Raw genomic sequence first — 12,476 nt, forward strand, 5'->3', positions numbered from 1 at the left:
CTTGGCGCAGTGGCAAGCTGCCAGCCACGCGCTGTACCTTGCCAGGCACCTTATCGATACCCTTACTTATACTGATAGCGCCCACACCATGCTTCCATTGTCCAGAACGATCTTCAAGGCCTACGATATTCGCGGCATCATCGCTAAAACCCTCGATGCCAGCGTGGCCTACAAGATCGGTCAGGCATTTGGCCAGGCCGCCCTGGCCAAAGGTGAGCAGCGGGTCGTGATCGGCCGCGATGGCCGCCTGTCGGGACCGGAACTGACGGCGGCGCTGGCGCAAGGCTTGCAAGCGGCAGGCGTCGACGTGATCGACCTGGGCGTGGTGGCCACGCCGATGGTGTACTTCGGCACGAATGTGCTCGACACGCGTTCCGGCATCATGGTCACGGGCAGTCACAATCCGCCTGACTACAATGGTTTCAAGATGGTGCTGGCGGGCGAAGCGATCCACGGCGAAGCGATCCAGGCGCTGTACCACAGCATCGTCGCCCACGACGGCAGCGCCAGCGCCAAGGACGTTGCCAACCCGGGAGCCTATGCGACCCACGATATCCGCGCCGCCTACCTGCAGCGCATCCTGGGCGACGTCAAGCTGGCGCGCCCGATCAAGATCGCCGTCGATTGCGGCAATGGCGTGGCCGGCGCCTTCGCGGGCGACCTGTTCCGCGGCATGGGCTGCGAAGTCATCGAACTGTTCTGCGACGTCGATGGCAATTTCCCGAACCACCATCCGGACCCGGCGCATCCGGAAAACCTGCAAGACCTGATCCGCTGCCTGGCCGAGACGGATGCGGAGATCGGCATCGCCTTCGATGGCGATGGCGACCGTCTGGGCGTGGTCACCAAGGATGGCCAGATCATCTACCCTGACCGCCAGATGATGCTGTTTGCCGCCGACGTGCTGACCCGCCATCCGGGCGCGCAAATCCTGTATGACGTGAAATGCACGCGCCACCTGGCGCCGTGGATCAGCAAGCATGGCGGCGTGCCGCTGATGTACAAGACCGGTCACTCGCTGGTAAAAGCCAAGCTGCGTGAGACGGGTGCGCCGCTGGGCGGCGAAATGAGCGGCCATATCTTCTTCAAGGACCGCTGGTACGGTTTCGACGACGGCATGTATTCGGCCGCGCGCCTGCTGGAAATCCTGACGCGCGAGGCAGATCCATCGGCCTTGTTGAATTCCCTGCCGCAGTCCGACAGCACGCCGGAACTGCACCTGGAATTGCAGGAAGGCGAGAACGTCGCGCTGATGGACATGCTGCGCCGCGACGCCGTCTTCCCGGGTAACGAACAGATCATCACCATCGACGGCTTGCGCGTGGAGTACGCGGACGGCTTCGGCCTGGCCCGTTCGTCCAACACCACGCCGGTGATCGTCATGCGTTTTGAAGCGGAAACGCCGGCAGCGCTGGCGCGCATCCAGGGACAGTTCAAGAGCGTGATCCTGGCCGCCAAGCCTGACGCCGTACTGCCGTTCTGACAGCATGGCCGGTCAATCTGGCGCACAGGCGCCCTTGAAAATCCTGCTGGTGAGGGTATCTTCGCTGGGTGACGTGCTGCATAACCTGCCGATGGTGGCGGACATCGCCCGCCATTATCCGCATGCGACCATCGACTGGGTGGTCGAGGAAGGCTACACCAGCCTGGTGCGCCTGAACCCGCGCGTGGGTACCATCTTCCCGTTCGCGCTGCGGCGCTGGCGCAAGGGCCTGGGCAAGAAGGAGACGCGGGCGGAAATCGCCGCCTTCTTCCGCAGCCTGCGCCAGACGCGCTACGATTACGTGTTCGATACCCAGGGCTTGCTCAAGACGGGCGTCATCATGGGCGCCGCGCGCCTGGCGCCGGGCGGGCAGAAGGTCGGCCTGGCGAATGGCAGCGAAGGCTCGGGCTACGAAGGTATCTCGCGCATCTTTCACACGAAAAGCATTCCGCTCGATCCACGCACGCATGCGGTAGCGCGCGGCCGCCTGGTGGCCGCCGCGGCACTCGGCTACACGCTCGACACGCCGGCCGATTTCGGCTTGCCGGAAGTGTCAGCCAGCGAGCCGCGCCCGGACTGGATGGGTGCGGCGCCATACTGCGTGTATTTCCACGGCACCGCGCGTGACGCCAAGAAATGGGCGCCGGAGCACTGGATCGCCCTGGGCCAGGCGCTCGCGCCCATGCCGATTTTGCTGCCCTGGGGTTCGCCCAAGGAAAAGGCCGAAGCAGAAGTGCTGGCGGCCAGCCTGCCACATGCGCGCGTGCTGCCGAAGCTGTCGATGGGCGAGGCCACGCTGCTGGCGCGCCACGCGGCCCTGGTGGTCGGCGTCGACACGGGCCTGACGCATATCGCTGCCGCCTTTGTGCGTCCGACGGTGGAAATCTATGCTGATTCGCCGCTGTGGAAAACGGAAGGCAACTGGTCGCCGAAAATCATCAACCTGGGCGACAAGGGTTCGCCGCCCGGCGTGCCGGAAGTGCTGGCCGCGGCACAGCGCCTGCTGGCCGACTATCCTCCCGCCTGACTTCAACGTTACCTATCATGCGACTTCTTTATACCCTTGCCTGGTGGCTGGCCTTGCCCCTGGTGCTGGCGCGGCTGTGGCTGCGCGGACGCCAGGAACCCGGCTACCGGCAGCACTGGGGCGAGCGCCTGGGCTTTTACCCTCGCCAGCTGGCACCTGCACCAGCCACGCTCTGGCTGCACGCCGTCTCCGTCGGCGAGACGCGCGCGGCCGAGCCGCTGATCGATGCGTTGCTTGCCGCATGGCCCGCGTGCCGCATCGTCCTCACGCATATGACGCCTACAGGGCGCGCGACCGGTAAAACCTTGTTTGCCAAACATGGTGCGCGCCTCGTGCAAAGCTATCTGCCGTACGACACGGGCGCCATGCCGGCCCGTTTCATCCGTCACTTTGCGCCGCGCATCTGCATCCTGATGGAGACGGAAGTGTGGCCGAACCTGATCCATCAATGCAATCGCTACAAAGTGCCGGTGGTGCTGGCCAACGCGCGCTTGTCGCAGCGTTCGCTGGGCAAGGCGCAGCGCCTGGGCAAACTCATTGCGGACGCGGCGCGCGGCATCACCCTGGTGGCGGCGCAGACGCAGGACGATGCCGAGCGCGTGCGCGTGCTGGGCGTGCAGAACGTGGTTGTCACGGGCAGCATCAAGTTCGATGTCGTCGTGCCCGCGGCGGCCCTGACGACGGGGGCGGCGCTGCGCGCCGCCATCGGTGCGCGTCCCGTGCTGCTGTGCGCCAGCACGCGCGAAGGCGAAGAGCCATTGATTCTCGATGCCTTTGCCCGCGCCAGCTTGCCCGATGGTGTTCTGCTGCTGATCGTGCCACGCCATCCGCAGCGCTTCGACGAGGTGGAAAAACTGATCGCGGCGCAGGGCCTGGCCGTGCAGCGCAGGTCCGGCCTGGCGCAGGACGATTTTGTGGCGGCGGACACGCAGGTGCTGCTGGGCGACTCGATGGGCGAGATGTTTGCGTACTACGCGGCCTGCGATTGCGCCTTTGTCGGCGGCAGCTTGCTGCCACTGGGCGGGCAAAACCTGATCGAGCCGGCGGCCCTGGGCAAGCCCGTGCTGATCGGCCCGCACACCTTCAATTTCGCGCTGGTGACCGAACAGGCGATCACCGCCGGCGGCGCCGCGCGGGTGGCGGACGCCGATGCGCTGATGGCGCAAGCGTCAGTCCTGCTGCAAGACCCCGCGCAGCTGGCATCGATGGGACAAAAGGCGCTGGCCTTCGCGGCCCAGCACCGGGGTGCCACGCCGAGGACCATTGCGGCCATCCAACCGCTGCTGCCGTGATGGATGCACGGCCAACAATGGCGTCGGATTACGGCCTGCGGCCTAATCCGACCTACGCGACCTACTACCGTGATCAAGGTAGGTCGGATTAGCGCTTGCGCGTAATCCGACAGGCGCCGCCAACAATGTTGTTTACGCGAACAGAACGGGCAGCTCCTGCGAACGTTTTCTCAGCGCCTGCTTGGCCCCATCATAATCGGGATAAATCGATTCCACGGTGGCCCAGAAGCGGGGGCTGTGGTTCATTTCCAGCAGGTGCGACAGTTCATGCGCCACCACGTAGTCGATCAGCGGCAGGGCGAAGTGGATCAAACGCCAGTTCAGGCGGATCTTGCGCTCGATGGTGCAGCTGCCCCAGCGCGTGCCGGCCGAGGATAGCGATAATGAATCGTAGCGCACACCCAGCTTGTCCGCATACAGGTCCAGGCGCGCTTCGAACAGCTGGCGCGCTTCATGCTGGAACCAACCCTTCACTTTTTCCTTCAACTGCTGTTCGCTGCCCGTGGGCGTGACCCATACGTGCAATTCATTCGTCTCGCGCTGGAAGCTGGCGCGGTGGCGCGGCGCCTGGTGCAATCGCAAGGTGATTTCGCCACCGAGGTAGGGCAGCGCGGCGCCATCGACCCATGCCACGGGCGGGCGCTGCTGGCGCTGCACCTTGCGCTCGCCCCGTTCCAGCAGCTTCGAGACGATCCAGCCCTGCTTGGCGCGGATGGCATTGTCGATCTCGGCCAGGGTGACGCGCTTGGGCGCGGTCACGCGCAAGCCGTTATCGTCGATCATGAAGCCGATGGAACGGCGCGTGGAGCGGCGCAGGGCGAATTCGACCAGGTGGCTGCCCAGTTGCAGCTGGCGCAGCGGAGGGCCATCGGCAGGGCGTGGCGGGGAAGGCAGGGGCGACGGGGCGGGGCGAACGATGGGAGGCGCGGGTGCCACTAGCGGTGGTGCCACGGGCGGCGCTGGCGGTGCCGTGGGGCGCACCGCCGGGGGCGTGCTGGTCGAGACGTCATGCGCGAACAGATCCAGTTGCTGGTCGCCGACCTTGATGGTCTTCATCTGCTGGCGCAGGGTCGGCTCCTGGATGACCGCGCTGATGCCGTCTAGCCAGCGTTGTAGGCGTGAGGCGAAATGACGCGCATTTCTGATTCTATCCAATTTTCCACCTGTTGCATCATGCTGTCCGGGGTGTGCCCTTCCGGCGAAATCGGTTTGCCTATCGAGACGGTGATCAGTCCCGGGCGTTTGAGGAATGACTGCTTGGGCCAGCATTCGCCTGAGTTATGCGCAATGGGCACCACCACGGCGCCCGTGGCAATGGCCAGGCGCGTGCCACCGCTCTTGTACTTGCCCGCCTGGCCCACGGGGATGCGGGTGCCTTCCGGGAACATGATAATCCATTGGCCATCGGCCAGGCGGCGTTTGCCATGCGCGACCACGCTCTTGAACGCATGCTTGCCCTGTTTGCGGTCGATGGGAATCATGCGCAGCAGCGCCATGGCCCAGCCAAAGAACGGGATGTACAGGATCTCCTTCTTGAACACATACACCAGCGGACGAGGAAGGCTGGGCAGCAGGAAGATGGTTTCCCAGGCCGACTGGTGCTTTGACAGCACGATGGCCGGCGCATCCGGGAAGTTCTCGGCGCCCTTGACTTCATAGCGGATGCCGCAAATGACCTTGGCGCACCACAGGATAAACACGTTCCAGCGCGAGGTGACCCAATAGCGCTTGTTGTAGCTCAATGGCGCGGCAAAAAAGCACACGCAGGCCCAGACGATGGTGGCCACGATCATGATGGTCATGAACAGCAGGGATCGCAGGAACAGGGAAGTATTACGCAATGCGGTTCTCCGAAAATTAGATACTGAATGCCACGCTGGGCGCAGATGCTGCTGGCGCCTTGAGCAGGTGGCTGACCACGGCAGCCAGGTCGGGGAAGACCTGGGTACCGGGCGGCAGGCCACCCGTTTCATTGGTTTTTTCGCCCTTGCCCGTCAGGACCAGGTAGGGCACGCAGCCGCTGATGAAACCTGCCTGCAGGTCGCGCAGCGAATCGCCAACGGTGGGCACGCCTTTCAGGCTCGTGTTGTAGCGCTTCGAGATTTCATGGAACATGCCCGGTTTCGGCTTGCGGCAGTCGCAATTGTCCGCGCCCGCGTGCGGGCAGAAGAAGATGGCGTCGATATCGGCGCCCACCTGCTGCGCCAGGGTGTGCATCTTCTGGTGGATCGCGTTCAGCACCGTCATGTCGAAGTACTCGCGCGCGATGCCCGACTGGTTCGAGGCGACGACGACGCGATAGCCGGCCTGGTTCAGGCGGGCGATCGCTTCGAGCGAACCGGGAATCGGCAGCCATTCGGCCGGCGACTTGATGAAGTCCGGCGAGTCATGATTAATGACGCCGTCGCGGTCGAGAATAATCAGTTTCAGCGCCGGCATGCCCATCATGCCGCCAGCTTGGAAATGTCGGCCACGCGGTTCATCATGCCGTGCAGCGACGACAGCAAGGCCAGGCGGTTGTTGCGCAGGGCGACATCTTCGGCCATCACCATCACGTCGTTGAAGAAACCGTCGACGTCGTCGCGTAGCTGCGCCAGTGTTTGCAGGGTGCTGGTGAAGTCGCCCTTGGCGAAGGCCGCGTCGACTTCCGGCTGCACGCGCGAGACGGCGGCGGCGAGTTTTTTCTCCGCGTCGTCCTGCAGCAGGGCCACGTTGACGCCACTGTCGGCAACCAGCTTGAGCGCTTCCTCGTTCTTTTTCAGGATGTTGGTGATGCGCTTGTTCGCGGCGGCCAGCGAGGCGCTTTCCGGCAGGGCGGCAAACGCCTGCACGGCTTCCAGGCGCTGCACGATGTCGTCCAGGCGGTCCGGGTTTTGCGCCACGACGGCTTCGATTTCATTCGGCGAGAAACCGCGTTCGCGCAAGATGCCGCGCAGGCGCTCGAGCATGAAGGTGGTCACATCCGCGACCGGGTCCTTGAAGCCGGGCACGGCTGCGAACTGCGCGGCGGCGTCCGCCAGCAAGCCATGGATCGACAATGGCAAACGCTTTTCCAGCAGCATGCGCAGCACGCCCAGCGCATGGCGGCGCAGCGCGAACGGGTCCTTGTCGCCCGTGGGCGCCAGGCCGATAGCCCAGATGCCGACCAGGGTTTCGAGCTTGTCGGCCAGGGCCACGGCGATGCCGGTGGCGGTCGATGGCAGGCTGTCGCCGGCAAAGCGCGGCTGGTAGTGTTCGGAGGCGGCCAGCGCCACTTCTTCCGGCTCGCCGTCATGGCGCGCGTAGTACGTGCCCATGATGCCTTGCAGTTCGGGGAATTCACCCACCATGTCGGTCAGCAGATCGGCCTTGGCCAGCAGGGCGCCGCGTTCGGCCAGGGCCACGTCGCCACCCAGTTTTGCCGCGATGGCGCCGGCCAGCGATTTGACGCGCTCTGTGCGCGCAGCTTGGGTGCCCAGCTTGTTGTGGTAGACCACGTTGGCCAGCAGCGGCAAACGCGATGCCAGGGTCTTCTTCTTGTCTTGCTCGAAGAAGAACTTGGCGTCGGACAGGCGCGGGCGCACGACGCGCTCGTTGCCGCCGATGATGTGTTCTGGCGTGTCCGTCTCGATGTTGGAGACGATCAAAAAGCGCGAGCGCAGCTTGCCTTCGCTGTCCGTCAGCGCGAAATACTTCTGGTTCGTCTGCATGGTGAGGATCAGGCATTCCTGCGGCACGGCCAGGAATTCTTCCTCGAAGTGGCACTCATACACGACCGGCCATTCGACCAGGGCCGTCACTTCATCGAGCAGCGCTTCGGGCATCAGCACCTGGTCGGCACCGGCCTTGTCCAGCAGCTGGGCGCGGATGCGCTCCTTGCGTTCCTCGTTGCTGGCGATGACGCTGGCGTTGAGGATCAGCGAGGCCGCATAGTTTTCCGCGTGCGCGATGGTGATCGGTTCGCCATCGGTCAGGAAGCGGTGGCCCAGAGTGGTGCGGCCGGCCGTCAAGCCCAGCAGGGTCAGGGGCAGCACGTTGATGCCATGCAGGGCGAGCAGGCTGTGGGCCGGGCGCACGAATTGCACGGTGGTGCCGTCCGGGCGCTGATAGCTCATCAGTTTTGGAATCGGCAGCTTGGCGCAAGACTCCGTCAATGCCGCCTGCGCGCCGGTGGCGAGCTGGCTGCCCGGCGCCGTGTAGGTGTAGAAGAAGCTTTCAGCCTTGCCGTCGACGGCGCGTTCCAGGTCCGCTAGCGTCAGGTCGGGGAAGCCCAGCGCGGCCAGTTTCTTGGCCAGCGGCGGCGTGCCGTTGCCGTTCGCGTCCAGCGCCACGGAGACGGGCAAGACTTTTTCACGGATGGATTTATCGGGCGAGACTTCGCGCACGTTGGTGATGGAGACGGCCAGGCGGCGCGGCGAGGCGTAGCTGGTGGCGACGCTGTCGGCTTCCAGGAAGTCGCGCGCTTTGAGGCCATTGACGATGCCGGCGGTGAAGGCGGCGCCCAGTTTGGCCAGCGCTTTCGGCGGCAGTTCTTCGGTCAGCAGTTCGATGAGCAGTGTTTGGTTCATGGTGTTCTTGTCTGGTACGGCGGTGTATGAGCTAGGCGATCAAGCGGCGGCGGGTTGGTCTGCGGCGGGCAGCATCGGGAAACCGAGGCGCTCGCGCGAGTCGTAATACGCTTGCGCCACCAGGCGCGACAGGGTGCGCACGCGGCCGATATAGGCGGCGCGTTCCGTCACCGATATGGCGCCACGCGCATCGAGCATATTGAAGCTGTGCGAAGCCTTCATGATCTTCTCGTAGGCGGGCAGGGTCAGTTGCAGCTCGATCAGGCGCTTCGCTTCCGCTTCGTAGTTGCCGAACTGTTCGAACAGCAGGTCCGTGTTCGCGTGCTCGAAGTTGTAGGTCGATTGCTCCACCTCGTTCTGGTGGAACACGTCGCCGTAGGTCAGTTTTTTCGTGACACCGTTTTCTTCCCACTCGGTCCAGACCAGGTCATACACGTTTTCCACGCCCTGCAGATACATGGCCAGGCGTTCGATGCCGTAGGTGATTTCGCCCAGCACAGGCTTGCAATCGAGGCCGCCGACTTGCTGGAAGTAGGTAAATTGGGTCACTTCCATGCCGTTCAGCCAGACTTCCCAGCCCAGGCCCCAGGCGCCCAGGGTCGGGCTTTCCCAGTCGTCTTCGACGAAGCGCACGTCATTCTGCTGCAAGTCCAGGCCCAGGGCGGCCAGCGAACCCAGATACAGGTCGAGGATGTTTTCCGGCGCGGGCTTCAAGACCACCTGGTACTGGTAGTAGTGCTGCATGCGGTTCGGATTTTCGCCATAGCGGCCATCCTTCGGACGGCGCGACGGCTGCACATACGCGGCGCGCCAGGGTTCCGGGCCGATCGCGCGCAGGAAGGTGCCGGTGTGGAAAGTGCCGGCGCCGACTTCCATGTCGTAAGGCTGGAGCAGGGCGCAACCTTGCTTGTCCCAATAGGTTTGCAAGGTCAGGATAATTTGTTGAAATGTGAGCATCGTATGAGTTCGCCGCGCGCGAGGCTGCGCTTTGTTAAGGTTTGCTTGAAGCCCGCACGCTGCTAACAAGCGCGTCCGGGCCGGGATTTTGCTAATTTTAGCGGTTTTTACGGGCCCACTGTGACTCTTCGGGCAATATCGGCCGCTTATTGCTGCGTGGCGCGGCCACGGCGCGCGGCGCGCGACAGCAGGAAGGCCGTCAGCAAGGCCAGCGCGGCCAGGGCCAGCACCAGTTTATTGCCATACAGAATGTATGGCGTCATGCCGCCCATGCCTTGCACCTTGGCCGCCAGCGTGGCTTGCTGTTCCGGCGGCAGCAGGCTTTGCACCACGCCCTTGCCGTCGATGACGGCGGTGGCGCCCGTATTCGTCGAGCGCAGCATCGGGCGGCCCGTTTCCAGGCTGCGCATCTGCGAAATCTGCAGATGCTGCGGGATGGCGATCGAGTCGCCAAACCAGGCCAGGTTCGAGATATTGAGCAGCACCGAGGCCGACTGCTTGCCGCTGCGGTGGGCGCTGGCCAGCTGTCCCGCGATTTCTTCGCCAAACAGGTCTTCGTAGCAGATATTCGGCAGCACCAGCTGGTCGCGCACGGGCAAAGGCGCTTGTACCTCGGCGCCGCGGCCCATGTCGCCCAGCGGGATGGCCATCATGGCGACAAACCAGTGCAGGCCGGGCGGCACGAATTCGCCGAACGGTACCAGATGGTGCTTGCGGTACTGGTAGTACGGTCCCGGCGTGCCGGTGGGCGTGATCCCCACAGCCGCATTGTAGAAGCGCTGCTGTTCGTCGAGCACGGGCATGCCGAGCAAAATCGTGCTGCCCGTCTGCTGCGAATACGTCGCCAGGCTATCCAGATAGCCGGGCGGCAACTGGTGCGGCAGCACCGTGACGGCCGTTTCCGGCGTGGCGATCAGGTCGGCCGGCGCGCTGGTGATGGCATTCTGGTACATCTGCAGGGCGCCCAGCACGAAGCCGGGGTCGAATTTCTGCTGTTGCGGCACATTGCCCTGCAACAGGCGCACCGTGATCGCGCGTCCGACCGGATGGGTCCAGTTCACGTATTGCAAGCCAACGCCGGCCGCGTACAGAGCGATGACGCCGCCCAGCGCGCTCCAGCGCGTGCGGCGCAGGGGATGGACTAGCAGCAGCAGGGCGCCGGCCGACAGCGCCGCCAGCCAGCCCAGACCGTACGATCCGACGATAGGGGCAAAGCCGCCCAGCGGGCTGGCATTGTGGGCGTAGCCCGTGGCCAGCCACGGGAAACCCGTAAACAGCCAGCCGCGCGTCCATTCGAACAAGGTCCAGGTGGCGGGCAATACCAGCAAGGTCATGGCGGGCAGCGAGAGCACCCAGCGCTGGCGCAGCCAGGCGGCCGCGCCCATGGCCAGGGCCACGTAAATGGCCATCAAGAGGGCCAGCAAGGCCACGGCGATGGCGGCGATCGGTGCGGCCATGTCGCCATAGCGGTGCATCGAGATATACAGCCAGTGCGTGCCGGCCGCGCACCAGCCGAAGCCATAGGCCCAGCCGATCAGCGCGCCGGCCTTGACGTTCGATGCGCGCAGCACCTGGTAGAACAGCACGCCCAGGCTGAGGATTTGCAATGGCCAGTAGCCGAACGGGGCGAACGCCAGCACCGCGACGGCGCCGGCGATGGCGGCAGTCAGCATGCGCGCCCACGTGCTGCGGGGCGGTTTGGCGGGGGCGTTGGGGTCAGCGCGTCTGAAACGCATTTACAGCACGCGCATGTCAGAGTTCCAGTTCCGGCACGTTGGGCAGGCGCTCGACGAGCAGCACGTGCACCTGGCGCGCATCGGCGCGCAGCACCTCGAAGCGCAGATTGCCCAGGTCGAAGATGTCGCCCTTGTGCGCCATGCGGCCCAGGTACTTCGAGACCAGGCCGCCGATGGTGTCGACGTCGTCGTCCACCAGGTGGCTGCCCACTTCTTCGTTGAACTGTTCGATCTCGGTCAGTGCCTTGACGCGCCAGCGGGGGCCGAACTGGCCTTCCTTGAGCGAGAGGATGTTGTCCTCGGCTTCGTCGAAGTCGTATTCGTCCTCGATGTCGCCGACGATCTGTTCCAGCACGTCTTCGATGGTGATCAGGCCGGCGACGCCGCTGTATTCATCGACGACGATGGCCATGTGATTGTGGTTGGCGCGGAAATCGCGCAGCAGCACATTCAGGCGTTTCGATTCGGGGATGAAGATGGCGGGGCGCAGCATGTCGCGCACGTCGAAAGTCTCTTCTGCGTAATAACGCAGCAAGTCTTTCGCCAGCAGGATGCCGATGACCTTGTCGCGCTCGCCTTCGATCGCGGGGAAGCGCGAGTGGGCGGTGGACAGGACTTCCGGCATCCATTCCTCGATCGGCTTGCTGATGTCGATGACATCCATTTGCGAACGGGGAATCATGATGTCGCGCGCACAGAGATCCGATACCTGAAACACGCCTTCGATCATCGACAGGGCGTCGGCGTCGATCAGCTTGCGTTCATGCGCATCGTGTAGAACATCGAGCAATTCTGCACGGTTCTCTGGCTCGGGGGAGATGAGTGCGGTCAGGCGTTCAAACAGTGACCGGTGGGGCTTGACGTCAGTTCTGACGCCACTAGGGTGCTCGGGCATAGGAGGCGTGAGCCGTTGTTGCGAAGGGATATAGGATACACCAAAAGTGGGGGAATACCGGATTTCCCCGCTTTTGATGCAAATTTAATACGTTGAAGTGCGCCGTTGCCCGATGTTTCAGGCGTCCTGGCCCAGCACACGGGCGCGCAGGGCCGCCACGTCCGCCTGCCAGTCCGTAAAATGCTCGCTGTCCTGCCACAGCTGGCGCAGTTCCGACGACTCGGCCATGATGCGCTCGAACGCCAGGCGTGCTTTTTCCAGCAGCGGCGGCGTGACTTTCTTCTTGCAGGCGGCCACCCATTCGTCCACTTCCGCCGTGGCCGGGTCGTTTTCTCCCGGCTGGCCTTGCAGGCGCGCGATCACTTCCAGCGCGGCCAGCGCTTCGGCGGCGAACGGCGCTTCGAGTTCCGCCTCCTGGCTGTCGATGACGTTGTCGAGCGTCGTCTCGACCAGTTCCAGGGTTTTGTATTCGTGCAGATCCTGCGCCCAATCCATGGCGTAGTCGTTGCCGAAGGCGTCCAGTGCCCAGGTTCCCATGT

Annotated in this window: 11 protein-coding genes; 3 read left to right on the forward strand and 8 right to left on the reverse strand. The window is 64.1% G+C overall.

The window, feature by feature from the left end; translation table 11 throughout:
• The first annotated feature begins 88 nt into the window (after positions 1-88).
• The 3 genes from CLU93_RS15590 to waaA are packed head-to-tail and all read left to right on the forward strand — an operon-like array spanning position 89 to position 3,802.
• Positions 89-1,483, forward strand: a complete 1,395-nt coding sequence (locus CLU93_RS15590; RefSeq protein WP_099762184.1) for a phosphomannomutase/phosphoglucomutase — start codon at positions 89-91, stop codon at positions 1,481-1,483.
• 4 nt (positions 1,484-1,487) lie between these two features.
• Entirely contained in the window at positions 1,488-2,510 is a 1,023-nt protein-coding gene (gene waaC / locus CLU93_RS15595) for a lipopolysaccharide heptosyltransferase I (protein WP_099762185.1), read from the forward strand.
• 17 nt (positions 2,511-2,527) lie between these two features.
• A complete protein-coding gene (waaA, locus tag CLU93_RS15600; RefSeq protein ID WP_099762186.1) occupies positions 2,528-3,802 on the forward strand; it encodes a lipid IV(A) 3-deoxy-D-manno-octulosonic acid transferase in 1,275 nt (424 codons plus the stop codon).
• A gap of 132 nt (positions 3,803-3,934) precedes the next feature.
• On the opposite strand, the gene CLU93_RS15605 is transcribed toward waaA, so the two are convergent.
• The 8 genes from CLU93_RS15605 to CLU93_RS15640 form a co-directional block, all read right to left on the reverse strand.
• Positions 3,935-4,858: a M48 family metallopeptidase gene (locus CLU93_RS15605; protein ID WP_099762187.1), complete on the reverse strand. Its 924-nt coding sequence runs from the start codon at positions 4,856-4,858 to the stop codon at positions 3,935-3,937.
• Between the two features lie 44 nt (positions 4,859-4,902).
• Positions 4,903-5,643 (reverse strand): lysophospholipid acyltransferase family protein, encoded by a 741-nt coding sequence (locus CLU93_RS15610; RefSeq protein WP_099762188.1) that lies wholly within the window; start codon positions 5,641-5,643, stop codon positions 4,903-4,905.
• 16 nt (positions 5,644-5,659) lie between these two features.
• The gene (gene gmhB, locus CLU93_RS15615) at positions 5,660-6,247 is read right to left on the reverse strand and encodes a D-glycero-beta-D-manno-heptose 1,7-bisphosphate 7-phosphatase (RefSeq protein ID WP_099764412.1); all 588 of its coding nucleotides are present in this window, start codon (positions 6,245-6,247) and stop codon (positions 5,660-5,662) included.
• Positions 6,247-8,349 carry a glycine--tRNA ligase subunit beta gene (gene glyS / locus CLU93_RS15620; protein ID WP_099762189.1) on the reverse strand — a complete coding sequence of 701 codons (2,103 nt, stop codon included), beginning with the start codon at positions 8,347-8,349 and terminating at the stop codon, positions 6,247-6,249. The genes gmhB and glyS overlap by 1 nt, the downstream gene beginning before the upstream one ends.
• Positions 8,350-8,388: 39 nt before the next feature.
• Positions 8,389-9,306, reverse strand: a complete 918-nt coding sequence (gene glyQ / locus CLU93_RS15625) for a glycine--tRNA ligase subunit alpha (RefSeq protein WP_099762190.1) — start codon at positions 9,304-9,306, stop codon at positions 8,389-8,391.
• 146 nt (positions 9,307-9,452) lie between these two features.
• Positions 9,453-10,979 (reverse strand): apolipoprotein N-acyltransferase, encoded by a 1,527-nt coding sequence (gene lnt, locus CLU93_RS15630; protein WP_099764413.1) that lies wholly within the window; start codon positions 10,977-10,979, stop codon positions 9,453-9,455.
• Positions 10,980-11,058: 79 nt separating this feature from the next.
• Positions 11,059-11,937: an HlyC/CorC family transporter gene (locus CLU93_RS15635; protein ID WP_071075558.1), complete on the reverse strand. Its 879-nt coding sequence runs from the start codon at positions 11,935-11,937 to the stop codon at positions 11,059-11,061.
• Between the two features lie 117 nt (positions 11,938-12,054).
• Positions 12,055-12,474 (reverse strand): DUF4259 domain-containing protein, encoded by a 420-nt coding sequence (locus tag CLU93_RS15640; protein WP_099762191.1) that lies wholly within the window; start codon positions 12,472-12,474, stop codon positions 12,055-12,057.
• Positions 12,475-12,476 lie beyond the last annotated feature (2 nt).

Source organism: Janthinobacterium sp. 35, from assembly GCF_002754575.1.
Classification (GTDB): Bacteria; Pseudomonadota; Gammaproteobacteria; order Burkholderiales; family Burkholderiaceae_D; genus Janthinobacterium; species Janthinobacterium tructae.